Here is a 25,759-nt window from a genome sequence, read left to right as displayed (position 1 = left end):
TTCAGGTCCGCAGATACGCCAGGCGCCACGCGGCAGCGGGCATCAGGACCGCGATGGGCAGCGCCACGCTCGCCGCCGCCGGCAGGTCTTCAAACGGCACCGTCAGAAAGATCAGCGCCGTCAGCATGGCAGGCACCGCGACCGCCGAGGCCTTCACGCTCTGCATGAGCAGCGGTCTTGGCTCGCGCAACAGGAAAAATGGAATCGACACCGCCAGGACGAGCAGGTTCGCCATGGGGCCCGCGAAACGGGCGAGCGTCAGGCGCACGACGGTGCCATCATCGGCACCTCCCTGTTCGCCCATCAGTTGCACCTGCCGATAGTCGAGCATCTGCGAGTAGAGCCGGAATCGCCGGACCACGATCATCTTGGGCGTGATCTGCGAGGCGACGAAGTCGACGGGCTGCATGAACACCGCCTCGCTGCCCGCGCTGCCGATCTCCCCATCGGGATTGAGACCTCGACCGATCGCCTTGCCGTCGCTGAGCAGCCAGCCGCGTCGCGCCGGGTCGTAGGTGGCTCGCTCCGCCTGGACGCGTCGCAGTGCCGCACCGCGCTCGTTGCGCTCGATCACGAGCAGCCCCTCCGCCTCGCCCGAGTTTGGATCAAAGAGTGCCGCCGAGAAGAGGTTGTTCTCACCGTCGCGCGTGAGCGTCACGGGGAAGGATTGGGTTCCGGCGCGCTGAAGATCTCGATGATCACGCACCAGCATCGGCGCCAGGCGAGGCAGAATGAGCTCCTGGTTGATCGCCTGAAGCACATTCAACCCCACCGCCGCGAGCAGGATGGCAATGGCAATGCGCCGCAAGCTGATGCCCGCCGCCATGACCGCGGTCAGCTCCCGGAAGCGATGCATCTGGGCACAGGTGAAGCCCATGGCACCGATCGCGACCAACCCCAGCATGTACTGATAGAACTGGAAGACGCGAGGACCGTGGAAGTCGAGGACGACCGCGATCACCCCGGTCACGCGATTGCCCGCGCGGCCGTCGCGCACCGCAGCGGTCGCCGCATCGAGGAAGGTCTCCGCCTGCACGATCACATCGACCGAGATCGCAAAGACAAAGAGGAGCGCAAACAGCAGGACGAAGTTCGCGAGAAAGCGCGACACCACATGGGCGTCCAAGAGCGGCGGTCGAAGGAGGAAGGCTCGGCGAAACATCAGTTCCTCGACAGCCTCCGGTATCCCACGATGCCGATGATCGCGAGCACCACGGTTCCCGCAAGCATCATGATGAAGCCCCCCTGAACCTGTCCGCTGCGCATGAGCTGCTGACCGCTTGCAAGGAGCAGAATGTTCGCCACCGCCGGAATGAAGCTGAGCAGGTAGATCGAGAGCGGAAGGCTGTGGCGCTTCCAAGTCGCCAGAATCGCCCCGAGCAGCAGAAGCAGCGGCGCACTCGCCGCCTGGAAGAAGCGCTGCGAGAGTTGCGAGAGGATGTCCTCCTGCGTGCGACGAACGGCCCGGCGCAGGTCGCGCGCGGCGACAGCGCCCTGGGCCGCCAGGTCCTCCGCTGGCCCCGGGTTGTCGGGCGACACTTCCGCCACCATGGCCGCGGCATCCTCGTTGCCGAGCGAACTCCAATCCCTCGCCCCGCAGGTCCGGACCTCGACTCCGATGATGCGCTGCGGCCAGCGCATGCGTGCCATCTCCGAAGAGCGCAGGTCGATCACCTCCGGCTGGGAAACGGCCATGTCGAATCGTGGCGCCTGTTCCGGGGGTAGCTCATCGTCGAAGAAGAGATCGATGCGCTGGGTCAGCGCCCGCCTCGTGGCGACGCCGCGCTCGTACTCCGTCACCACGATCGGCGACTGGTCGCGCGGAGAGATGCCACTGCCGGCCACGACGCCGCCATCAACCAGGTACTCGCGCCGATTCGCCTCATCAACGAAGGTCGCGCGGCCGCCTCCCGAGAGCAGCCTTCCAAGGCATGACCACCCGTCGATCTTGGTCAGGAGCAGGTCAACCGGGCGCCGCGCGTCAAAATCCTCGCCGCGGCGATCCACCGTGCGTCGAAGTTCAACGAGCTCCGGCAGGGAGAGGTACTTCGGCGTGCGCACGAAGCCTCGATCGATGCGAACCGCATCCGGCAGCGCCCGGGGCACAATCGCCACCGTGCCTTCACTCGCCCTGAAGACGGTGGCATTCGACATCGCGAGCTTCATCCATGTCTCGCGGCCGATCCGGTAGAGGTCGACCGTGGCGCTCTCGGCGGTGAACTCGGTGACCGGTCGCCGTCGCTCGTCGCTCTGGATGGCCGCCACTCCGAAGAGCACCATGCGCTTCTCGACACCGGAGGCGGGCGACACGAGAACGAGCCGCATGCCGTCGGCGAAGATCGAGAGCTTTCCGTCGGGGGAGACCGCCTCGCCGCGCTCGATCGACGCGGCGAGCACGACGGTCGCGTCCTTGGTGATGATCTCCTTCAGCAGCGTCCAGAAGTGCGGAACCGCGAAGTTCACCAGCCAGAAGACGACGGCGAGCAGGATCACGCCGAACGCCGCAACCGGAATCAGGATGCGCCGATAGGAGAGGCCGCAGCACGCCATCGCCACGATCTCGTTGTCGGTCGCGAAGCGGTGGAAGACGATGGTGGCCGCGAAGCCGCCCGCGAAGGGAATCGCGAACTGGAGCATCGGCACCGTGGCCAGCGCGATGTACTTGGCCGTCGCCGCAGGTCCGAGCAAGTTCTCCGCAAGCGGCTTGATGGCCGATCCGAACGCGATGACCACCACGATCACGGTGGTCGTCAGCAGGAACACCTTGAGAAGCTCCGCGAGGAGATGGCGATACAGGATCAGCGGCATGATCAGCGCAGCCCGTACTCGCGAAGCTTCCGGTAGAGCGTGCGCTCGCCAATGCCGAGAAGCTGAGCCGCCTGTTCGCGGTTCCCTCCCGTCATCGCCAGCGTCTGGCGGATCGCCTCCTTCTCCACCTTGTCGAGCCCGACCCCTGCGAGCGATCCGATCGACGCATCGTCGGGGCCATCCTTCGCGCTGATCTCCTCGGGAATGTGACGCAGTTCGATGGTCGGACCGTCGCAGGTGACCACGATGCGATGCACGACATTCATGAGTTCGCGCACATTGCCCGGCCAGTGGTAGCTCACCAGGCGCATGAGCGCGGGCTGGCTGATCTGCGGCCGCGGGCGCCCGACCTCCGCCGAAAAGGTCCCGATCGCGTGCTGCACCAGCAAAGGCACATCTTCGCGCCGCTCGCGCAGCGGAGGCACCACGATCTCCGCCCCCTTGAGCCTGAAGTAGAGATCCTCGCGAAAGCGACCGGCGGCGCTCATGCCGCGGAGATCCTTGTTGGTCGCACTGATGAAGCGCACATCGGTCTTGCGGGGTTCGTTCGACCCGAGCCGGATGACCTCGCCGAGCTCAAGCACTCGAAGCAGCTTGGGCTGCATGGTGAGGGGCATGTCGCCGATCTCGTCCAGAAAGAGCGTTCCGCCGTCGGCGTACTCGAAGACGCCCTCGCGATCGCGGTCGGCGCCGGTGAAGGCGCCGCGGACATGGCCGAAGAGCTGATCCTCGAGCAGGCTCTCGCTCTGCCCTGCCGCGTTGAAGGTCGCGTAGCGCTTCTCGCGCCGCTTCGAGTGGCGATGGATGGCGCGCGCGATCAGCTCCTTGCCCGTGCCGCTCTCGCCGACGATGAGGACCGGGATGGTGCTCGGGGCGACCTGACGAATGAGGTCGATCACCCGCCGCATCGCGGCCGAGTCGCCGATGATCCCTTCGAAGGCGTACGCGGCATCGACCTCGCCACGGAGGCGCTCGTTCTGGTGGCGCAGCAGCACCGTCTCGGCGGCCCGCTGCACCAGATTGCGGAAGACCACAAGGTCGAGGGGCTTCTCGATGAAGTCGTAGGCCCCCCCCTGAAGCGCCGCCTTTGCCGTCGGCACATCGCCGTGGGCCGTGACCATGATGGTCGCCGCATCGGGCTGGACTTCGCGCTGGAGCTTCAGAACCTCGAGGCCGGCCGTCTGGTGCTCCATGACCAGGTCGGTCACGATGACATCGAAACTCCCGTGGCGGAGCTCATTCTCCGCCTCCCGAAGGCTGTGGACGATGGTGCAGACATGCCCGGGCCGGCGAAGGGCCTCCGCCATGGTCTCCGCGTGGTCAGCCTCATCGTCGACGATCAGCACCTGCGCGTGGAGGTCGGTGGCGTTCGAGCCGAGTTCACTCATTGGAAGCGCGGATTGTAGGGGTCGGGCGTTCCCGCTGCCGATATCCCGATCGCCATGCCGAGGCGCCGTAGCATGCGTTCCGTGCCCCACGGAGAAACCCCGTCGCGAGAGAGTGCGCTCGAGCGGCTTCAGCGAGGACAGGTTCGCGGATCGTCGCTCTGGTTCACCGGGGTGGGCGGATGCGGCATGAGCGCGCTCGCCCGGCTCTTCGCCGAGCGCGGCGCCCACTGCGCCGGAAGCGATCGTGCCGCCAGTCCCGTCACGCTCGAACTCACCGCCCGCGGCGTTCCCGTCGCCCACGATCAGGATCGGGGCGAACTTCCAGAGGAGTGCGATGTGGTGATCGCAAGCGCCGCCATCGCCCCCGACCACCCGGAGCTCATCGCCGCACAGCGTCGCGGGATTCCGGTGATCGGCTATGCCGAGGCGCTCGGTGGCGCCCAGTCGGGCCGCACCTCGATCTCGATCGCGGGCACGCACGGCAAGAGCACCACCACGGCCATGCTCGCGCACCTTCTGGTGCACGCCGGCCTTGACCCGAGCGTGATTGTCGGTGCCCATTGCGAACAACTTGGCGGCGGCAGTCGCCTCGGTGCGGAGACAATCCCTTCGGGCCCACGCCGGAACGACCCGGGCATCCTCGTGGCGGAGGCGTGTGAGTTCAATCGCAGCTTCCATCACCACCGGCCGGTCCTGGCGCTCATCAACAACATCGAAGAGGATCACCTCGACTGCTACGGCTCACTCGATGAGATCATTGCGAGCTTCCGACACTTCGCCGAACGACTGCCGCCCGCCGCGCGCGGCGGGCGCCTGCTCATCGCCCACGAAGGGGCGCATCGCCGCGAGGTGACCGCGGGCCTCGCCTGCGAGTGGGCGACCTTCGGCTGGGATCCCTCGGCGGATTATGTCGTGGCCCTGGTCGATGAAGGCGATCAAGTCGAGCGGGGCCAGAGCCCACCCCAGCGCCTGACGCAGGCGCGAATCACGCACAAGGGCGAGGAGATCGCGCGCCTCGCCTGCCCGATGCCGGGCCTTCACAATGTCCTCAACACGGCGGCGGCCACCATTCTTGCGCTCTGGCTTGGCGCCGAGCGCTCCGCCGTGGAAGAGGCCGTGTCGAACTTCGCGGGTCTTGATCGGCGCAGCCAGCGCCTTGGCGAGCGTCGGCTCCCGGGCGGCGGGCGGGTCGTCGTCTATGACGACTACGGCCATCACCCGACTGAGTGCGAGAAGACACTGACGGCCCTGGCGGCAAGGGAGCGCCCCGAGCGCCTCATCTGCGTCTTCCAGCCCCACCAGCACAGTCGCACACGGTTCCTGTTGGAGCACTTCGCGCAGAGCTTTTCCGTCTGCGACCTGGTCATCGTGCCGCCCATCTACTTCGTTCGCGACAGTGAACAGGAGCGCACGCGGGTGAGCGCCGACGACCTTGTCGATCGCCTCCGCGAGAAGGGCGTTCACGCGATCCACCTCAATCCCTTCGAGGCGATCGTCGAGCATCTCGAAGTGGTCTGCCGCGACGGCGACCTGCTGGTTGTCATGGGCGCAGGTCCGGTGGGAAGCATCGCCTACGATTTCCTGCGTGGCCCCGAAGGCCGCACCGACCGCCCCTCGGCCGGCACTCTTCGAAGCAACGCCGTCTCCCGAGCCCTCGATCCATCGTGACTCCGCTCGTGTCACCCTCCGGAACCGCCGCCCTCTTCGCCGATCTCGATGTCCGCGCCGAGACCGATGCGCCTCTCGCTGCGCACACATGGTTCGGAATTGGCGGCCGCGCCGATGTGCTCGTCCACCCGCAGAGCGAGGAGGCGCTCGCGACGCTGATGCGACGCTGCCATCAGGCGGGCCTCGCCCTTCGTGTGCTCGGTTCCGGGGCGAATCTGCTCGTCGCCGACGAAGGGGTCGACGGCGTGGTCGTGAAACTCGATGCTCCCTGCTTCAAGCGCGTCCAGGCGAATGCCGAGGGCGTGCTCGGCACGCTGCGCGCGGGCGCGGGCGCCGATCTGCCGCAACTGGTGCAGGATTGCGCCCGCCGAGGACTCGAGGGCCTCTCCGCCATGGCGGGCATTCCGGCGAGCGTCGGTGGCGCGGTCCGCATGAATGCAGGCGGACGCTATGGATCGATCGGCGATGCAGTGCACGCGGTCAGCATGCTTCTCCCTGATGGAAGCCGGGTGGTCTTCCCTCGCCGCGAGGTGCGCTTCGACTATCGCCATGCGTCGCTTCCCGCGGGCGTGATTCTCTGGGCCACCTTCACGCTCTCTGAGGATGATCCCGTCGAGGTGCGGAATCGCGTGAAGGAGATCTTCGCCTACAAGAAGAGCACGCAGCCGCTCGCCGACCACTCGGCCGGGTGCATGTTCCGCAACCCCATCGCCCCTGATGGTCATCGAGTCTCCGCGGGAGCGCTGATCGATCGTGCCGGGCTGAAGGGTGTTCGCGTGGGCGGCGCGGCCGTCAGTGATCGACACGGCAACTTCATCACCGTTTCGCCGGGAACTCGAACAATCGATCTCGAAGCCCTCGTGCGGCAGATTCGCGAGCGAGTCCTCGCCGAGAGCGGCATCGAGCTTGAGACCGAGGTCGTCTTCTGGCGACGCGGTGAGGCATGAGGCGCGTTGATTCAACCGCGACCCGCGCGCACTCCCGAGTCTGCCATCAATTGGTTCCGTCACCATGAGTACTTCCACTCCCTCAATTCAACCGACCAATGACCCGCACTCGGCCACGCGGCACGCTAGCGGCAGCGGATCGAGCGGCGGCTCGCACGAGTCGCTCGAAGTCCTTGTCCTGATGGGTGGCCCCGACGCGGAGCGAGAAGTCAGCCTGAAGAGCGGCGCGATGATCGCATCCGCGCTCAGGCGCGCCGGGCGCACGGTCCACGAGCAGGTCATCGAGAGGCCGACGCTCGAAGAGCTTCGAGCGATGCCGGGCGGAGTGATCTTCCCCGCGCTGCACGGTCCCTGGGGCGAGGGCGGCCCCCTTCAGGAACTCCTCGAAGTCGATGGCCGGCCCTTCGTCGGATGTCGCGCGAAGCCCGCGCGCCTGGCGATGGACAAACTCGCGACCAAGATGCTGGCGCGGCGGATTGGCGTGCCCACCCCGCCGGCGCGCGAACTCAGGACGGGAGAGCCCTGCGACCTCGAGCCGCCGCTCGTGATCAAGCCGATTGACGACGGCTCGACGGTCGATGTCTTCATCTGCCGAAGCGCTGACGAAGTGGCCGACGCGCGGCGCAGGATTCACGCGAGCCGCCCGCGGGCCATGGCCGAGCGACTCATCGCCGGAAGGGAAATCACCGTCGGGTGGGTGCTGGGCCGCGTTCTTCCTGTCATTGAGATCGTCCCTGCCGAGGGCTTCTACGACTACGACGCGAAGTACCTTCGCAATGACACGGAGTATGTGCTCGACCCCCACCGCGCGGAGTCGTGGGCATCGATGCGTTCCCGGCGCGCGCCTCTCCCGGAGTCGGTCGTTGCAAGGGCGAGTGAGTACGCGGCCACGCTGCTTCGATCACTCGGTGCGCGGCATCTCGCTCGAGTCGACTTCATGGCCGATGACGCGGGCCCGTGGCTCCTCGAGGTCAACACGATGCCGGGCTTCACCGATCACTCGCTCGTACCGAAGGCCGCTGCGCACGCGGGCATCGACTTCCCCTCTCTCTGCACCATGCTCGTCGATGGAGCGGTCCCCGCCGATCGCTCGGCGGCACGCGGTTCCTCGCAGAAGGAGCGGCCGCGCGAAGGTCCTCGTCCCCGATGAGGAACGCCGCGAGAGCGCCGCAAGAGCGCCATGCATGGGACACCCGGCATTCGACCCTGTCCACGATCTGGACGGCGCACTTGCTCGCGCCCTCGCTCGGGTCAGGCCCCCGCCGTCGGCCCTTCCCGGAGTTCGGCGAGCATGGCCCTGATCCGATCCAGCAGTTCCTGCGGCGGCGATGGAAGCCGGTCCGCCATCTCGTCCGCTTCGATCAGGAGTGACTCTGCCAAGGCCTTGTCGCCCTCGCCATCTCGCTCTCGGTGAAGCCGCGCGAGACCGAAGAGCGCCTGCGCAATCTCCGCGTGATCTGGCCCCTGAAGCTCCCGCCGTACTTGGAGCGCGTGCTCCGCATGGGGAATCGCCTCATCAAGCCGAATTGCTGCCCGATAGGCCGCCGCGAGGCTGGTGCGCCGGGTCGCGATCTCCTCGCGTTGGTCACCGGAAAGTCGCTCGGTCATCGCCAACGACTCCTCGATGAGCTCGATCGACTCATCGAACCGCTCCATCGAAATCAGCATGAACCCAAGGACATGCGCCGTCGCCGCCACGATGGCGCTGTCTCCGGGAAAGAGACGCCGTCGCATCTCGAGCGCCTCGCGCAGCAGCGGTTCAGCTTCCACGAGTCTCCCGCTCGCCCGCATGAGCTGGCCATAGTTGTTCAGTGATGTCGCCACTCCGGGGTGATCGCCCGGCCACGCCACCCGGCGAATCTCGAGCGACTCGCGATAGAAGGGCTCCGCCTCATCCAGCCGCCCCTGCCGCCGCAGAATGAAGCCGAGATTGCTCAGTCCCTCGCCGAGCAAGTCGTGATTCGGCGGAAGCAGACGACGCCGCATGTCGACCGATCGTCGCGAGAGGGCTTCCGCATCGACGAGATTGCCGCGTGACGCCACCACGCTTGCCAGGCTGTCAAGCGACGAGGCGAGGTAGACATGCCCGTCGGGATAGAGCGTCTCCAACATCGCGATGGCTTCACGCAGGAGCGCTTCGGCCCTCTCGGAATCGCGCTCCTGGGTGTAGGCCAGCAGCGCAAGGTTGTTCAGGCTGGCCACCTTGTCGATGTGGGGCTCGGAGTGAAGCAGACGCCGCAGCGCTAACGCCTCCTCGTTCAACTCGCGCGCCTCGGCGCTGCGCCCCTGCGCTCTTCGAATGAGCGCCAGGTTGTTGAGGGCGATTCCCATGGCTCGATGAGGTTCCGAGTGGATCGCTCGGGCCAAGCGCATCGCTTCAACCGCCAACGGTTCAGCGCCTGCGAGATCGCCCGACTCACGAAGGACTTCCGAGAGCTCCATCATCGACTCCAGCGTTTCCTGGTGCTCCTCCCCCAGCACCTCGGTGCGGATGCGCAGGGCCTCCTCACCGAAGCGACGAGCGGGCTCATAGGCCCCCAGCGCCCGATAGGTTGACGCGATCGTGTGCCGGATTGCGGCGTTGACCTCGGGCGCCGTCGGAGCACCGCCCGCATCGACCCGGGCGGCGGCGGCATCGAGGACCTCGCGCATGCGCACATCGGGGTCACGCGCAGTGCGCGGATCGACCGAGGCGAGCATCTCGAGCAGGAAGCGATTGATCTCCCGCGCCTTCGCCGCCTCGAGGGAGACCGAGGTCAACCGCACCGCGGCGAGTTCTTCAGCGTCGAGCGCCCGGAGGAGAGCCCGCGAGGTTGCGATGATCCCGATCACCAGCGCGACGAAGACCGCCAGCGTCCCCGCGACCAGCGCCCGATGCCGGCGAGTGAAAGTCTTCACCCGATAGACAAGGCTCGGCGGTCGCGCTCGGATTGCTTCGCGCTTCGCCGCCGCACGGAGATCGGCCGCGAACTCCGCGGCGCTCTGGTAGCGGCGCTGCGGCTCCTTCTCGAGCGCGTGGGCGACCACGGTCTCGACATCACCCGAGAGGGTTCGATTGACGGCGCCGAGGCGCGTCGGCTCATCCTCCCTGATGATTCGAAGAACCTCGTGGATACCCCGGCCTTCAAGCACATAGGGGAGTCGCCCGGCCAGGAGCTCGAAGGCCACCACGCCGAGGGCGTAGATGTCGGCGCGAGCATCGATCTGATTGACCATACCCCCGGCCTGCTCGGGGCTCATGTAGGGCATGGTGCCGATCAACTGGCCCGTCTCAGTCTGCATGGTGACCAGGCGCGTCTCATCACCGACCGCGCGGGCGACGCCGAAGTCGAGAATGCGCGGCCGCCCCTGCGCATCCACCAGGATGTTCGCGGGCTTCAGATCGCGATGGACCACGCCCCGCTGGTGGGCATACTCGACGGCGTCGGCAATCTCCGCGATAAGGAGCAGCCGGGCATCGGTGTCGAGCTTCGCCTTCGAGGCATACCGGGTCAGCGGCGCACCGTCGATGAACTCCATCGCGATGAAGGGCTGCGCTCGCGCGTGCTCGCCGATCGAACCGACCTCGTACACATGAGCAATGCTGGGATGCTGAAGGCGCGCGAGGAGTTCCGCCTCCTGCTGAAAGCGACGCAGAATGGACGAACCAGCAAGCCCTGGATGCAGGAGCTTGATCGCCACCTGGCGACGAGGTTCATCCTGCTCGGCGAGATAGACCGTGCCCATGCCTCCGCTCGCAATCGCCCGAATGACGCGGTAGCGCCCGATGCGATGGAGGCCTCCCGGACCGAGCTCCGGGGACGGATCCGGCGCTGGGCTGAATGGCATGGTCGTGATGCGCACCCCCCCTTCGAGCAGCGCGTGCCCACCCTCCTCGGCATCGTGGGCTTCAAGCAGGCGCGCAAGTTGGCTCCGCAACTCCGGGTCTTGAGCGCACGCTTCATCGATGACGCGCTGGCGCTCACCAGCGTCAAGCTCGATGACGCGCTCAAAGAGCCGCGAGAGCTGTTCGAATCGGGCGGCATCCATGGAGTTCGCCCGTCATCCGGCGGCAGTGAGCTGTGACCGCAACCATGCTCGGGCCATCGTCCAGTCCGCCTCCGCCGTCTTGGGCGAGATGTCGAGGGCGGTGCCGATCTGCTTCATCGTCAGCCCCCCAAAGAAGCGGAGTTCCACCACCCTCAGCTTGCGTTCATCGAGCACCCCAAGTCGCTCCATGGCATCGTCGAGTTCGAGAAGGTCGACTCCCGCGGTCTCGCCAATCACAGAGGCGGGTGTTGAAGCGCCTGGGTTGAAGTCGTTGAGGGCGGCATCGAGCGTGACACGAAGCAGCCCGCCACCCCGCTTCTCCGCCTTCTTCCTGCGGGCGTGATCGATCAGGATCTGTCGCATCGTGTGCGCAGCGACGGCGCGAAAGTGAGCCTCGTCCTTGAAGGCTCCCTGGGCAGACCCGGCGAGTCGAAGCCACGCCTCGTGGACGAGCGCCGTGGGCTGGAGGGTGTGGCCGACACCTTCGGCCCGCAACCGCTCGGCGGCCATGGCTCGGAGCTGTTCATAGGCGGTGTCAAGCCAGGCGTTCGGGCCGCCGGGCTGGCGCGGATTACTCAGGTCGCCCCCGTTCCTCGACATGTCGTCATGGCTCACCAGGGTCCACGCTCCGTTCGGGCATCTCCGGACACCCCTTCATTATGGCGAGCCCACCGGAGCGGAGCCAACTGAGAGAGCCGATTGGCCTTCAAACAGTGCCATCTCATCGAGATTGGAGCGCTTCAGGATTTCTGTTCGATGAACTTGGCATCGCTGAAGGACGGGTTATCTTCACCTTGCCTCAGGGTTCACCCCCACTCGTAGGAGGACTCCCGTGTTCAACCTGATTCGTCGTGGAGCGAGGGCAATCGCGCTCGCTGTCGCTGCGCTCATTCCCACCACCGCCTTGGCCCAGGCGCCCGCCAACCCCGGGGGATTCACCGAAATCCCGGGGGAGCGCGAGTTCAGCGGGCGCCTGATTGCCCGACCCATTCAGCCCGCGGACGCCGTGCAGCGCGCCATCCCTGAGTTCCAGCGCCTGCTTTTGGTGACCGCAGGCCAGCGGGAGATGCTTGCCATCGGCATCGAGCGCCACTTCCCCGAGGTCGATGAGTACCTCGTTCGAGTGCCCGCGGGTGAGACGGAAGATTCCATCGCGGCGCGGCTGCTCGCGACGGGAGGCTTCTCCTATGTCGAGCCGGATTGGATTCTCTTCCCGATCCAGTCGTGCTCCAACGATCCATTGCTTTCGCAGCAATGGCACCACGCGGCCAATCGTCTCAACAGTTGCCTCGCGTGGAGCTTCACCATCGGTTCGCCCACCGTGGTCGTGGCCATCTGCGACACAGGCATTCTGTCGAACCATCAGGACCTCTGGCAGAACAGGCTCGAGGGCTACCATGTGCCCTCGCAGAAGTGGGAGAGCCAGGGGGGGCCGATCAATGACATCAACGGCCACGGCACGCTGTGCACTGGTGCTGCGGCCGCCACCGGCAACAATGGCCTCGGCATTGCCGGGATGGGCTGGAACCTGCGCCACCGCATGCTCCGCGTCACTGACAGCAGCAACGGGAGCGCCTCCCTGTCGAACCTGACCCTCGCGGCTCGCCGCGCCGCCGAGTTCGGCGACAAGGTCGCGAGTGTCAGCTACTCCGGTGTCAACAGCTCCAGCGTCTTCACGACCGGCACCTATGTGCGCTCGCTCGGCTCGCTCCTGGTGTGGGCCGCCGGCAACAGCAATGTCAACCTGACGGGAAACCGCGAGGATGATGTCATCGTCGTCGGCGCGACCACGCAGAGCGACACGAAGGCGTCGTTCTCGAACTACGGGCCGCTCGTCGATCTCGTGGCTCCGGGCGTCAGCATTCGCACCACTGCGTCAGCGGCAACCAACGCCTACGCCTATGTGGATGGCACAAGCTTCGCCACGCCCATCGTGGCCGGCCTCTGTGCGCTCATCTGGTCCTACGACCCGAGCCTGACGCCCGCGCAGGTCGAGGCGATCGTCCGCGCCACCTGTGTCGATCTCGGCGCGGCGGGAGTGGACAACATCTTTGGCTATGGTCGCGTGAACGCCGGCGCAGCCCTTCAGTTGGTGGCCAATTCCCCCCCGCCACAGCCCTCGGTGGTCTTCGCCGACGGTTTCGAGTCGGGCAATCTGACCGCCGGAGGCTGGGTCGTGCAGAACACCAATGCCTTCGCCACAACCGCGGCCAAGCTGAACGGCTCGTGGGGTGCCAGGGTGCGCTCATCCTCATGGATGGAGAAGTCGATCAGCACCGCCGGTCTCAAGGACATCAGGGTGCAGTACTCGAGGCGGACCTCGGGTCTTCTCTCCAATCAGTGGCTCTATGTTGAGTGGTGGACGGGCTCGGCGTGGCAGATCATCGAGCAGACGAAGGCCACCTCATGGGAGACGATCAGCGTCCAACTCCCGGCGAGCGCCAACAACAAGAGCAACTTCAAGCTCCGATTCCGAGTGAATGCCAACAGCACGGCTCGCTTCGCAGACATCGATTCGGTTGAAATCGTGGCCACTCCGAACTGAGCCATCTCTCCAGTCCGGCGGCGCGAAGTTCAAGCGCCGAGGTCCGTCGCAGGCCAACGCCTCGCCCGGGCCTCGGCGCTTTTCACTGGATCGCAAGCGAGACCGACTCGCTCCACGCCCCACAACAGCGCGTCGGCGAGCCACACTCACGCTCGCCGACGCACGCGGGGGTCATTGATCGAGAATCAGGAGGCAGGCGCCAGCCTGATCGGTCGCTGCACTTCGGCCCATTTGTTCCACCAGAAGATCGACGGTCCGTTGTAGTACAACGATCGCCACGGACCATCGTAGACCCACTCACTCTGCGAAGCCATCCATGCGTCGATTTCCTGCTGGCCGCGCCGAACGAGCGACATCGAGTAGTCACCCTTCAGGCCCACCGCGATGACCACCGTGGGTTCGGCGTCGCGCACCTCGACGCGCCCCTCCTGTCCCACGCGGTTCATGTCAGGAGAGCGATAGAGGAACGCCATGGTCCAATCACCCGGCTCATCGCCATAGTCCATCTCGACAGGCGAGGTCATGGCGATGTCGTGGCTCTTGATGTGATTGAAGAGCGGCCAGAAGGCGCGGTTCATGCCGCTGTCGGGGGTGCCGCCACCGCGCACTTCGGCGCGACGCACAAGGGGGTAGCTCTTGATCTCGATTGCCCCCGGAGGCGTCGGCATCGGGTATCCGAGCGGCAGCGGAGTGTCGATCCTGCACGGCCCGGCTCGGAAGTCCCCATCCCGACCTGTGACTTCCGAGGTCATGTCGCCACCCACTCGGATCGACTCCCCCTCGGCAGGAGTGCGGCGGAGCGAGGGTGCCGAAGCGTGTGTGGCTGGCGCCCCATCGGCCCCCGCTGCAGCCGAACGGGCGTTCGCAATCGGGACCGTTGAGGTGGGCGACTGGCAGGCGGCGGCGGCAAGGAGCGCCACGAAGCCGCAGTGGGCACGGAACTGGCGGATGCGTGCGGGACGGAGTCGATGCATGCGGCAGTGTTCGTCTACGGGGCTCTCGGGATTCGCCAGCCACCGGGCCGAAGGGGTTTCCAGAGTCGGGGGTCATGGCCAGCCCCCTTTGAATCCGCTGAAGGCTGAAGTCAGACGAAGCGCCGTTCCGATAGTGTCATGGAATGGAGCGACTTCGACGACTTCGCATCGCCGGCATTGCCGCCGCGTGGGTCGCCGCCCTGGTCGGCGGAGCTACGGTGATCGTGGCCACGGTCCCCTCGCTGGTTGCGCGAGCCGATCTGGCACGCTCTTCCGACGGCATCCGCGTCAACTTCGTCAACGCGCCCGTGTGGATGACTCCCGCCGACCTCGCCCCGCTCGAGGAGCTTGTGCGCGAGCAGCTCTCCGGCAGCCCCTTCGACCAGGATGGACTCCGCGTTGCTGCCGACGCGCTCTTTGCGACCGGGTGGATCGAGACGCTCTCGCAGGTGCGGCGCTCTGCGCTCGGTGCCGTCGAGGTGCGCGCGACCTGGGCCGAGCCCGCGGCGCTCGTGCGCGATGACGATGGCGATCACCTCATCGATTCGCGCGGCAGGCTCCTGCCCCGGAGCTACCTCCCCGCCGCAGCTCCCGCCTTCCCGCGCATTACCGGTGTCCGTGCGCCGCGACCGGTGGCACCCGGCGAGCGCTACGGCGGTGGTGAAGTGACCGCAGCGCTCGCACTCCTTCGAGTGCTCGATGAGCGTCCCTTCCGGGCGCAGATCGCTTCCGTCGACACTTCGCGCTATCGCGACGACGGCTCGCTCACGCTTCGCACCACGAGAGATGCCAAGCTCCGCTGGGGCCGCGCCCCGGGTGAAGGCTCCGCCGCCGAGGTGCCCACCCACCAGAAACTCTCGTACCTCCAGTTCCTCTATGACCATTACGGCCGCATCGATGCCGTGGGCGATGGCGAACTGAACCTGACGGGCGACTTCGTCGGTATGCGACGATAATCGCGCGTCCATCATGCCACTTCCACGCGGCCTCATTCTCCTCGCCTCGGCGTGGCTCTTCCTCTCATGGATCGCGTCGATGGGCATTCAGCCACCGCTGATTGCAGCGACGAGCAGCTACACGCCAGCCGTCCGGTTGATGATCCTCTCGAGCGCCATCGGCGCGATGGTGGCGTGGCCTCTTCTGCGCTTGAGCCAGGGCCCCACTCGAACACCATGGCGCGACACGGTGCTCGACCTCATCGTGGTGCTCGGCATGGTGAACATGGTGCTCTGGCCTCTGCGACTCGTGACCCCGTGGCCACCGGTGCGCATGGCGCTCATCATGGCGATGCTGGCGATTGGTGTCCTGACCGTCGGCGCGATCGTCGCCGCGGCCACGCCATCGGCGCGCCGCTGGGTGCGCACCACGGCGATGGCGCTCGTCCTGCTCGTGGCGCTCGGTGCCATGCCGCTGCGCGCCGTTGCACCGCAATGGGTCGCGCCATTCCCGAGCGTCCACGGCGGCCCGCTCGAAGCGCTTCTCGCGCTCGCTTCACCCGGAGGCGCGCCACCTGCGCCGCGCGACTGGGCCGCCGCCGAGGGTGCGCTTGGCGTGGCGCTCGTCGCGTGGGCGCTGGCGCTGCTCGTCGGCGTCGTGCGGCGGCGGCGCGAGCGCTCCCGGGATGAGCGCCGCGGGTTGCTCATGCCCGCGCACCGCGATAGGCTCGAAGCATGGAGCTGATCTCCAAGGCCGACAAGGAGCGCATCGAGGCCCAGCTGGCCGAGTGCATTCTTGCGCGCAAGGCCATTTCGGAGCGGATTGCCGAGGCGCGGGCCCAGGGCGATCTCAAGGAGAACGCCGACTATCACGCCGCACGCGAGGATCAGGGCCACAACGAGGCGAAGATTCGCGATCTGGAGGCCCGCCTGGCCCGCGTGCAGGTGGTGGGCGAGAACATGGAAGTGCCCGAGGACATGGTCTTTCTCGGTGCGGTGGTCCAGCTTCGCGAAGTGGGTTCTTCGTCGATCGAGCTCTTCAAGCTCGTCGGCTCGCTGACCGACGACGACTCCGACTGGATCGAGGTCACCGTGTCGAGCCCCATGGGCGAAGCCCTGATGCGCGCCAGGATCGGAGAGACGATCCGGGTCGTGCTGCCAAGGGGCGAGAAGCGCTTCGAAGTGGTGGCGATCGTCGCATGATGATGCGCGCCACACCGCCCTTGAAGGTCACCATCGGCCCGCCGTGATTCTGGGCGCGGCCAGACTGCGACGCCGACCTGCTCCACTTCGCCGTCATCATCGCCGGATTCCTTCTTCAGCTCGCGGCTGCGGGCTGGGTGGTGATCCGCAAGGGCGATCGCCCCTCGGTGGCGCTCGCGTGGGTGGTGGTGGTCATGACCATCCCGATCGCCGGTGTCATCGCCTACCTGTTGCTGGGCGAGGTGTGGTTCGGCCGCTATCGCATGCGGCGCCACAAGGAGATTCTCGCGCGCCTGGATCGCCCGGAGGTCCACATTCACAAGGATCCGCGCGCGAGAAGTTCCACCCTCTCTCCGGTGGAACAGCAACTCGCACGACTGGCCGAAAGCGTCAGCAACAGCCATGCGACGGCCGGGAATCGCCTCTCGCTGCACGGTGACACCGACGAAATGCTCGACCGCATGGTCGAGGCGATCGACGGCGCGTCGCACCATGTCCACCTGCTCACCTATATCTACCTGGCTGACGCCGCGGGCGAGCGCATCGGGGATTCCCTTCGACGCGCCGCCGCGCGGGGCGTCAAGGTTCGCCTCATGGTCGACGGCCTCGGCAGCCGCGCGTTCCTGCGAAGCCCGTTGCGCCGCGCGATCGAGGGTGGTGGCGTGCAGGTGGCTGAAGCGCTGCCCGTTCACTTTCTTCGCGGCCTCGCCCGACGCATCGATGTCCGCAACCATCGCAAGCTTCTGGTCGTCGATGGCCTCATCGCCTTCACTGGCAGTCAGAACATCGCCGCCGCCGGGTTCGCACCCAAGGCGCGCTACGCCCCCTGGGTGGATTGCTCCGTGCGCATCGAAGGTCCGCTCGTGCGCGAGCTCCAGCTCATCTTCCTGGAAGACTGGTTCCTCGATACCAATGAGTCCCTCGAGGATCTTCTCTCCGTTCACCCGCCCGTTCTTGACAACGGCATCGCGGCGCAGACCGTCGCGACGGGCCCGAACTTCAACAATGCCGCGATGACGAGTCTCGTGCAGGCGGCCGTGCAGGTTGCTCGCGAGGAGCTCGTTTTTACAACCCCCTACTTCGTGCCCGATGCCGCTCTCCACCAGTCGATGGCGATTGCCGCCCGACGCGGCGTCGAGGTCCACCTGGTGGTACCGCAGCGCAATGACAGTCGACTCGTCGGGCTCGCCAGCCGCAGCCACTACGAGAGCCTGATGGATTCTGGCGTGCACATCCACGAGTTCACCAGGGGCCTGCTGCACGCGAAGACGATCACCGTCGATCGTTCGCTCGCCATGGTGATGACTGCGAATCTCGACCGCCGCAGCTTCGAGATCAACTTCGAGCAGAGCGTGCTCATCTATGACACCGACTTCGCGAGCCAGTTGCGCTTCCATCAGCAGGGCTACATGGATCAGTCGGTCGTGCTCTCGCCCCACGCGTGGCGCCACCGCCGCTGGCAGGATCGCTTGGCGCAGAACGCCGCCGGCCTGCTCAGTCCGCTGCTCTGAGCGCGGGTCATTCGGACCGGTCCGCCGCGCCGGCCGATGCGCTCGCCCGTTCACCGGGCGAGCCCGATGGGCCGAAACCCTCTGCACGAACCGCCTCGATCGACTCCTCCGCCCCGATCGCCACCCACCGCTCACGACTCGCGACGGACCTCGATCCGGGCTCCCCTCGTCACGCCGGGCACTTCCTGCACGGTGCGATCGGGCCAGGTGATGCGCAGCGTGAACGGTCCGGGGCGATCGCCCAGGCCGAAGTGCGCCACCGGTGCCCAATTGCTCATGAACGGACCGCCGCCCCAGAACCAGCGTGTGGCCAATCGGCTCCGCGCCGCGTCGCCTTCGGACACTCCCGGCATCGGCTGATCCGCCTGCCCCAGCAACTCGATCTTCGCGCCGATCCCCCGGTGGTTCTTCGAGCCCGGTCTCGCATCGCGCAAGGTCACGATGATCCAGTCATCGGCGCCCCCGTGGTCGTTGCGCAGGAATCGGAGCGGCTGATTGACCCCGGCCACTACCAGATCAAGGTCGCCGTCACCATCGAAGTCCGCGACGACCATGGCGCGATCGCGGAAGCTCTGCCGCATGACTTCGCCTGCGTCGACGGGAACGAAGCGCTGGCCCTGTCGATGCATCACCAGCGGCGGCTGCTCGTAGTCGGAGTCCATGGAGGCGCGCGTCGCCTGCGGATAGACATGGCCATTCACGACGACAAGGTCTTCGAGACCGTCATGATCAAAGTCGGCGAACGCCGCCGCCCAGCCCAGCAGCGCACGGCTCGGTGCCCCCACACCATACTGATTCGTCCGATCATCAAAGAAGAAACGATGCGTGTTCACATAGAGCGTGTTCGTGTCGCTCGAGAAGACGGTCGTGAAGAGGTCGGGCAGACCGTCGTTGTTGACATCGCCCAGCGCCGTTCCCATGGTCGCCTGCGCCGATCCCTCCATGTTGGTGCCGACACCGCGGCGCATCGCCTGGTCTCGAAAGCGCAGGCCCCCTTCGTTGACGAAGAGGTGATTGTTCTGGCTGTCGTTGCCGACAAGAATGTCAGGCAAGCCGTTGTCATTGAAGTCGGCGATGACCACCGCGAGACCGAAGGCGGGCTTCGCCGCGCGGATGCCGCTCTCCTCGCTGCGGTCGACGAAAGTCCCGTCGCCCATGTTCTCGTAGAGGAAGTCGACGAGCGGCGGATAGCCATGCGGCCCCGACATCACCTCGACTCCCTTGAATCGAGTGGGCGGCATCGCTCGCTCCGGGTCGAAGTCGAGGTAGCGCGTCACGAAGAGGTCGAGATCGCCGTCGCCGTCAAGATCAGCAAAGGCCGCCTGCGCACTCCAGCCCGGCGTCGCCACGCCCGCCTTCGCGGTCCAATCTTCGAAGCGCCCGCCGCCCATGTTCTTCAGAAGCACATCGGGCCCGTAGCAGCAGACATAGATGTCATCGAGGCCATCACCGTCGAAGTCACCGACGGCGCCGCCGAAGGCCCAGCGCGTGAGGTTGATGCCGCTCTCGGCCGTGACTTCGGTGAAGGTGCCATCACCGTTGTTCCGCAGCAACTTGGCGCCGGGCCCCGCCTCTGGGTCTTCGAGCGTTGCCCCATTGGGCAGGAAGAGATCGAGGTGACCGTCATTGTCGAAGTCGATCACCAGCAGGCCGCACCCCTTCACCTCGAGGACCGAGCGACTTGGGTTCGACCCGGTGGTGGTCACCACCTTGATGAGACCGCTGGCGCTGCTCCCGTCGGAGAAGTGGATTGGTCCCCTCTCCGCGCTCGGTTCCGCCTGCTGCGCCGACGCTGCGCCGACTGGCACGGCCACACCGGCGAGCGAGACTCCAATCAGCGCCACGCCAAACGCAAAGCGACCACGATTCACTCGATCACGCATCAGCATCGCACTCCTTGGGTCAGGTTCATCGTCATGGCGCCGGGGTCGGTGCGCCGCTTGGTTGCTCGGGCTCATTCGTTCCAGGGTCGATCGCCGCTCCGTCGAGCACGCTCGCCTCAGCACGGCCCATCCGGACTCGCGCCAACTGCTCTTCGCGCTCGGCGCGTTCCGCATCTTCCTCGCGCCCCTCCCGGTGATAGAGGCGAGCGAGACGCGCCCACGCTTCATAGTGATCGCTCCAGAGGCGCACCGCGGACTCGTACCGCCCGATGGCAACCTCGATCTGATCCTGGCGCAGCGCGACATCGCCCAGCCGCGCCACCGTCTTCGCCTGTGAGCGAATGTCATCGGGCTGCATCTGCTGGAGGCGCAGTGCTGTCTTGAACGACTCCTCGGCGTCGACGATGCGATCCTCGTCGAGTGCGATCACTCCGAGCCCGTAGTGCGTGTCGTCGAAGTTCGGCCAGTGCGAGGCGTGGATCTCGAAGTAGTGGCGCGCACTCGCGAGATCACCGGTGTAGTAGCAGCACCAGCCGAGGAAATGGGCGACATGTCCGCGCTCCGGATAGGGCTGCGAAGAAAGCATCGCCCGCTCAAGGAGTTCGCGCGCCTGCCCGTAGCGCTTCTGCTTGTGAATCGCCAGCGCAAGGAAGAAGACGGCACGATCAATGTCCGGCTGCTCATTCAGAACCGTGCGCGCGATCATTTCCGCCTCTTCAAAGCGCCCCGCGCGAATGCCGCGCCGCACCAGGATGAGTCGTCGATCGTCGGGATACCTCGACCCATCGGCCGTCTCGACCACGCCCGTCATGCCCTGACTTGGCGGCGCGCCCTGTGGTGCGGGCACGGCGGGTCTTGGCGTGGACTCTCTCGTGGGCAGAGGTGGCTTTGACGGATCCGTGCCGGCGGGAGCGCCCGCAGGTGGCGACGGCGGAGGCGAGGGAGGCGCGCGATTCGGGACGCTTGGCGGAACCGCCTGCGCCACGACACTCGCCGAAGAAATCTTCGCCACGATATCGGTCTGGATTGGCGCGAGCATCACGCTGGCATTGAGAATCGAGATGGTTATCAGTGGCATGGTGCGGTCTTCACGCCGAACTCTTGGCGGCGCGTCCTGAGAGTGGCAACTTCGGCGCTTTCTGGACTAGCCAGAATCACGCGACGGGTTAGACTAGCCGTGTTCGAAGGGCCGATCCTGAGTCACCAAGGCAGATTTTCGATTGGTCCTGCATATTCCGTTCGGTTTCCGTTCTTCCCTGCATCCTTTCGACCGGATGGACGGAAAGAGGTCCGTTTCTCTGCTGAGAGAGTTGCAGAGATGTTCGCATCCGTTTCCGTTCGCCACTTCCCCGCTCAGTTCCACCAAGTCCAGTCCGATTGAAGCTCGGAGCCCCTCACCATGATGAGAGTGTCCTTCTCTACCCTCGCTGTGACCATGTTCATTGCTGGCGCAGCGCACGCCGGAGTCATCGAATTGCAGCCCAAGGCTGGCGAGCCGCTGCAAGGGCTGACGCCGTTGGAAATGAACCTGTTCAACGAGGGGCGCGCCGCGTACCTGCGAGGCATTTCTCCCGAAGAGGGCCTCGGGCCGATCTTCAACAAGGCGAGCTGCGCGAGCTGCCACACTTCGCCGCTGGGTGGCTGGGGCAATCTCGCGGTAACGCGCTTCGGTTTCCTCGACGAGGACGGCAACTTCAGTCTGTGGCCCGGCGAGGAGCAGTCGCTCTTCCAGAACACGGCCTTCAGCGGCTGCGAGGAGTGGCTGCCGATGGGCGCGCACACCGCCAGTCGCGTGACCAACAGCTCACTCGCATTCGGACTCATCGAGGCGATTCCAGACGAGGACATCGCTGCCGGCGCCGATCCCGATGACTTGAACGGCGACGGCATCCGCGGTCGCGTGAACTGGGTCGAGGCGCTCGAAGACATCAAGGGCTCCCCACTCCGCGCAGGTCGCTTCGGCTGGAAGGCGCAAGTCGCCACCGTGCTCACCTTCTCCGCCGACGCCGCACGCAACGAGATGGGGCTGACCAACCGGCTCATCCCGACCGAGACGGCGCCGAACGGGGACCTCAAGCTCCTTGCCGCGTGTGACCTGGTGCCGGATCCGGAAGACATCGAGGACGAGGATGGCTTCGCCTTCATCGACCGTGTGACCCACTTCCAGCGCTACCTCGGGGTTCCCCCGCAGACGCCGAAGGCGGGCATGACCGGCGAAGTGATCTTCAATGCGATCGGCTGCGCCATCTGCCACACCCCGGAGTGGACCACCTCGGACAGCCTGACGCTGGAAGATGCCATCCGCGGCAAGACCATCCGCCCCTACAGCAACTTCCTGCTGCATGACATCGGTGACTTCGCCGACATGATCGCGCAGGATGGCGCCTCGGAGCGCGAGATGCGCACGCCGGTGCTCTGGAACCTCCGCAATCGCGAATCGATGATGCACAACGGTTCGATCGCAGGCGACACCTTCGAGAATCGCGTCACGGCGGTCATCTTGGCGCACGGGCTCTTCAACGAGGGAGCCTTCGTGGCGGACAACTTCCAGAACCTGAGCACTCAGGATCAGGCCCACCTGATCAACTTCCTCGGCTCGCTCGGGCAGCTCGAGTTCGATGCCGACGGCGATGAGCAGATCACGATCGTCGATGCGATCATGCTCAAGCTCTTCTGCCTCTTCGAGACCGTCACTCCCGACGACGAGTGCGCCATCCACGACATCAATCAGGATGGCGTGATCGACATGGAGGACCTGCACTACTTCGCGCTGGCCTACTACGGCGACGAGCCCTTCGCCGACTGCAACTTCAACGGGCAGGCCGACATCATCGACATCATTCTTGGGCTTGCCACCGACAACAACTTCGACGGAATTCCCGACAACTGCGGTTGCCTTGCCGACCTCGACAAGGATGGTTCGGTCAATGGCGCCGACCTCGCGCTGATCCTGGGCGCCTGGGGTGTGAACCCCGGCTCGCCCTCCGACCTCAACCTCGACGGCGTCGTGAACGGCGCCGACATCGCCATCGTGCTTGGAGCGTGGGGCCCGTGCCAGTAATCGCCCCCGGTTCCATCCTCTGATTCACACATCCCGCCGGTCCCCATGGGCCGGCGGGATTCCCGTTCTCATTCGCCGGTCCAGAGATTCGAAGGACCACTCGGCTCCCCACCCCCGCAAGGAGACCCCGCATGCATCGTGTCCGACAGTACGCCTTCATTGCCACCGGAGCGGCGCTGCTCTTGGGCGCTTCGGCCTCGGCCCAGTGGCTGAAGCTCGAAAACCAGACAGGCACGCGCCTCGTCGCCAACCCTGCTCTCGTGGTCAATGACAACCTCGAGAAGGATTTCGCCTGGGGCGACTTCAACAACAACGGGTGGATCGACCTCGCCATGGCCCGCAAGTTCGCGGGCAGCCAGGTGGGCGGCTTCACCAACATGCTCTTCATGAATGAGGGCGGCGTTCTTGTCGATCGGACGGCGGAGTATGCGTCGAGCTCCGATGTGGCCGGCTACAACGGCTTCTTCGACCTGACGAACGACCGCGTCATCAAGGCGACCGATGTGAACGGCGACGGATGGCTTGACCTGGTCACAGGCACCACCATGTCCGACGGCGTCAATGTGATCCTCGGACAGCCTCGCGTCTACATCAACCTCGGTAATGACGCGAACGGGAACTGGCTCGGGTTCCAGCATCAGCGCGATCGCATTCCCCAGCTCTTCCCGCTGACGCCGAATCCCCCCGCCGCCGCCAATCCGCGCTTCTGCCACCTGGCCGTGGGTGACCTGAACGGCGACGGCTTCCCTGACCTCTTCTTCACCGACTACGACCGCGCCGAGACCTTCGGCCAGAACATCTGCATCGACCTGAATGGCGATGGCGACACCAACGATCCGGGCGAGTGCCGCACCAGCCCCGACATGCAGGCGTCGCACGACTTCAACAACAAGCTGCTCTACAACTGGGGCAACACCCAGGGCGGCCCCGGACCCGGCTACTTCTACGACACCAACTGGACGGTGCTCACCGGTCCGCAGATCAATTCGAACTTCGGCAACTCGGCGTCGATCGCCGACATGAACGGCGACGGCATCAATGACATTGTGCGCCTGACCACGCTCACCGGCTTCACCTTCGGCCAGGCCCCGAACTTCGGCCCCATCGCGCAGACCGTCGCGGTCTTCACCAACACCGGCACCGGCTCGAGCTTCCTCGGCCCGAAGACCGGCGTCGGCAACCAGCCCTACTTCCACGAGGTCGCCGACCTGAATGGCGACGGCAAGCTGGACATCGTGGTCGCCGACGACGGCGTCGATCGCTACCTGATCAACACCGGCAACTCGGTGACGGGTGAACCGAACTTCACCGTCTACAACATCTCCGGCGCCCCGAGCCAGTTCGACCACACCATCCGCATCGCGGACATGGACAAGGATGGCAACCCCGATGTCTTCATCACCGATGTCGATGCGGACCTCGGGCCCTTCTGCCCGAACACCAACCGCTCGTCGAACATCTATCGCAATGTCTGGAACGGCAGCAATGTCAACAACCTGCTGAACCGCACCATCGGCAACCAGGCGATTCCCGCGGTGGCCGACCGCGTGGGCTGGTTCGATGTGGCCCTCATGGATATCGATGGCGACGGCTGGCTCGATGTCGTCCTTGGTGCCTGCCGCGGCGTCATCGTCTACATGAACCGCAACGCGGGGATCAATTTCACCTTCCCGAACGGCCGTCCGACGATCATCTCGACGGAGAACGCGACGGAGTTCAATGTGACTCTCTCCGTGCTCGGCGTTGGCTCGCTGCTCACCGACTCGGTGAAGCTGAACTATCGCGTTGGCGGCTCCGATGGCGGCTGGACCCAGGCGCCGCTCGCGCTCGTCTCGGGCACCACCTACAAGGCCTCCTTGCCCCCGGCCGCGTGCGGCCAGGAGATGGAGTGGTTCGTCGAAGCCGCGCTCAGCAATGGCGGCCCCTACCGCGAGCCCTCGGCGGCCCCCGGCCTCTTCTATGTGACCCCTGTCGGCGTCGAGGAAGTGATCGCGCTCAGCACGAGCTGGGAGAGCGGGACCAATGAAGGGTGGACTGTCCAGAACTTCAACATGACCGCAGCCCAGAAGGGCTTCGAAGTGGCGATCCCCGTCGGCACGACCGTCGGTGGCGGCGCGCCCGGCACCAAGCAGGCGGCCCCGCCGAATGCAGCGCATGGCACCCGTGCCATGGTGACCTGGAATGGCGTGTCGGGTGGCGCGGCCAGCGCCTCCGACCTCGATGGTGGTCCGACCGTCCTGACCTCGCCCACCTTCGACCTGACCGGTCTCCAGTCACCCATGCTCTCCTATTCGCGCTGGCTCTTCTGCGATGACGCGCTCAACCCCGCCGAGGCGGACAAGCTCGTCTGCGAGATCTCCAACGATGGTGGCGCCACCTGGGTCAACATCGAGACAGTGGATTGGCAGCAGAACGCCTGGTCCCGCAAGTCGGTCAAGGTCAACGATCTGCTGACGCCCACGGCCAACATGGTGATCCGCTTCAGCGTGGCGGACTTCCCCGACAACTCGATCACCGAAGCCGCGATCGACAATGTCGTGGTCTCGGGTGTCGTCTGCATCGATGCACCCGCCTGCGTGGGTGACATCAACAACGATGGCGTTGTGGACGGTGCCGACCTCTCCATCATCCTCGGTGCCTGGAACACCAATGACCCGACCGCCGATCTCAGCGGAGATGGCACGGTCAATGGCGCCGATGTGGCCATCGTGCTCGGCAACTGGGGAAGCTGCAACTGACCCCGGAGCCCTGCACTGCAACTCGGGCACTCACCCGTTGATTGCCCCCTGATGTTCGTCGAGGCCCCG

General features: G+C 65.9%; 18 protein-coding genes. 10 read left to right on the top strand and 8 right to left on the bottom strand.

The genetic code is table 11. The annotated features are described in order from the left end of the window. Position 1 precedes the first annotated feature (1 nt). From KF724_04370 to KF724_04360, 3 genes are read right to left on the bottom strand one after another with little or no spacing between them, the layout of a single operon-like run. Complete coding sequence (locus KF724_04370) at positions 2-1,162, bottom strand: LptF/LptG family permease (GenBank protein ID MBX3354914.1); 1,161 nt, start codon at positions 1,160-1,162, stop codon at positions 2-4. Continuing rightward, positions 1,162-2,808 (bottom strand): LptF/LptG family permease, encoded by a 1,647-nt coding sequence (locus KF724_04365; protein MBX3354913.1) that lies wholly within the window; start codon positions 2,806-2,808, stop codon positions 1,162-1,164. Before KF724_04365 ends, KF724_04370 begins: the two co-directional genes overlap by 1 nt. Before the next feature lie 2 nt (positions 2,809-2,810). Then, a complete protein-coding gene (locus tag KF724_04360) occupies positions 2,811-4,196 on the bottom strand; it encodes a sigma-54-dependent Fis family transcriptional regulator (protein MBX3354912.1) in 1,386 nt (461 codons plus the stop codon). Positions 4,197-4,277: 81 nt separating this feature from the next. Between KF724_04360 and murC the strand changes: the two genes are divergently transcribed. From murC to KF724_04345, 3 genes are all read left to right on the top strand, one after another. Next, entirely contained in the window at positions 4,278-5,864 is a 1,587-nt protein-coding gene (gene murC, locus KF724_04355; GenBank protein ID MBX3354911.1) for a UDP-N-acetylmuramate--L-alanine ligase, read from the top strand. 8 nt (positions 5,865-5,872) lie between these two features. Next, positions 5,873-6,811, top strand: a complete 939-nt coding sequence (gene murB / locus KF724_04350) for a UDP-N-acetylmuramate dehydrogenase (GenBank protein ID MBX3354910.1) — start codon at positions 5,873-5,875, stop codon at positions 6,809-6,811. A gap of 64 nt (positions 6,812-6,875) precedes the next feature. Next, positions 6,876-7,961 carry a D-alanine--D-alanine ligase gene (locus tag KF724_04345; protein ID MBX3354909.1) on the top strand — a complete coding sequence of 362 codons (1,086 nt, stop codon included), beginning with the start codon at positions 6,876-6,878 and terminating at the stop codon, positions 7,959-7,961. Between the two features lie 101 nt (positions 7,962-8,062). On the opposite strand, the gene KF724_04340 is transcribed toward KF724_04345, so the two are convergent. Together KF724_04340 and KF724_04335 are read right to left on the bottom strand one after the other, a co-directional pair. After that, positions 8,063-10,840 (bottom strand): serine/threonine protein kinase, encoded by a 2,778-nt coding sequence (locus KF724_04340; GenBank protein MBX3354908.1) that lies wholly within the window; start codon positions 10,838-10,840, stop codon positions 8,063-8,065. Between the two features lie 12 nt (positions 10,841-10,852). Beyond that, positions 10,853-11,440, bottom strand: a complete 588-nt coding sequence (locus KF724_04335; protein ID MBX3354907.1) for a sigma-70 family RNA polymerase sigma factor — start codon at positions 11,438-11,440, stop codon at positions 10,853-10,855. A gap of 232 nt (positions 11,441-11,672) precedes the next feature. Here KF724_04335 and KF724_04330 point away from each other — a divergent pair, with 232 nt between their 5' ends. Then, entirely contained in the window at positions 11,673-13,385 is a 1,713-nt protein-coding gene (locus tag KF724_04330) for a S8 family serine peptidase (GenBank protein MBX3354906.1), read from the top strand. Between the two features lie 185 nt (positions 13,386-13,570). On the opposite strand, the gene KF724_04325 is transcribed toward KF724_04330, so the two are convergent. Further along, positions 13,571-14,359: a heme-binding protein gene (locus tag KF724_04325; GenBank protein ID MBX3354905.1), complete on the bottom strand. Its 789-nt coding sequence runs from the start codon at positions 14,357-14,359 to the stop codon at positions 13,571-13,573. A gap of 143 nt (positions 14,360-14,502) precedes the next feature. On the opposite strand from KF724_04325, the gene KF724_04320 reads away from it, so the two are divergent. From KF724_04320 to cls, 4 genes are all read left to right on the top strand, one after another. Beyond that, positions 14,503-15,315 carry a cell division protein FtsQ gene (locus tag KF724_04320; protein MBX3354904.1) on the top strand — a complete coding sequence of 271 codons (813 nt, stop codon included), beginning with the start codon at positions 14,503-14,505 and terminating at the stop codon, positions 15,313-15,315. Positions 15,316-15,328: 13 nt separating this feature from the next. Then, entirely contained in the window at positions 15,329-16,039 is a 711-nt protein-coding gene (locus KF724_04315) for a hypothetical protein (protein ID MBX3354903.1), read from the top strand. Next, a complete protein-coding gene (locus tag KF724_04310) occupies positions 16,030-16,497 on the top strand; it encodes a transcription elongation factor GreA (protein MBX3354902.1) in 468 nt (155 codons plus the stop codon). Before KF724_04315 ends, KF724_04310 begins: the two co-directional genes overlap by 10 nt. Positions 16,498-16,574: 77 nt before the next feature. Next, on the top strand, positions 16,575-18,008 hold the full coding sequence (gene cls, locus KF724_04305; GenBank protein MBX3354901.1) for a cardiolipin synthase: 1,434 nt from the start codon (positions 16,575-16,577) through the stop codon (positions 18,006-18,008). 131 nt (positions 18,009-18,139) lie between these two features. Here the strand turns inward: cls and KF724_04300 are convergent, their stop codons facing one another. Continuing rightward, positions 18,140-19,891 (bottom strand): CRTAC1 family protein, encoded by a 1,752-nt coding sequence (locus KF724_04300; protein MBX3354900.1) that lies wholly within the window; start codon positions 19,889-19,891, stop codon positions 18,140-18,142. Positions 19,892-19,922: 31 nt separating this feature from the next. Further along, on the bottom strand, positions 19,923-20,969 hold the full coding sequence (locus tag KF724_04295) for a tetratricopeptide repeat protein (GenBank protein MBX3354899.1): 1,047 nt from the start codon (positions 20,967-20,969) through the stop codon (positions 19,923-19,925). A gap of 357 nt (positions 20,970-21,326) precedes the next feature. On the opposite strand from KF724_04295, the gene KF724_04290 reads away from it, so the two are divergent. Then, complete coding sequence (locus tag KF724_04290) at positions 21,327-22,952, top strand: hypothetical protein (protein ID MBX3354898.1); 1,626 nt, start codon at positions 21,327-21,329, stop codon at positions 22,950-22,952. Positions 22,953-23,083: 131 nt separating this feature from the next. After that, complete coding sequence (locus tag KF724_04285; protein ID MBX3354897.1) at positions 23,084-25,690, top strand: VCBS repeat-containing protein; 2,607 nt, start codon at positions 23,084-23,086, stop codon at positions 25,688-25,690. The last annotated feature ends 69 nt before the right edge of the window (positions 25,691-25,759 follow it).

The sequence above is a fragment of the Phycisphaeraceae bacterium genome (assembly GCA_019636735.1).
GTDB lineage: Bacteria > Planctomycetota > Phycisphaerae > Phycisphaerales > SM1A02 > VGXK01.
The sequence above is the reverse complement of the archived record's forward strand: the minus strand, read 5'-3'. Positions and strand labels throughout refer to the sequence as shown.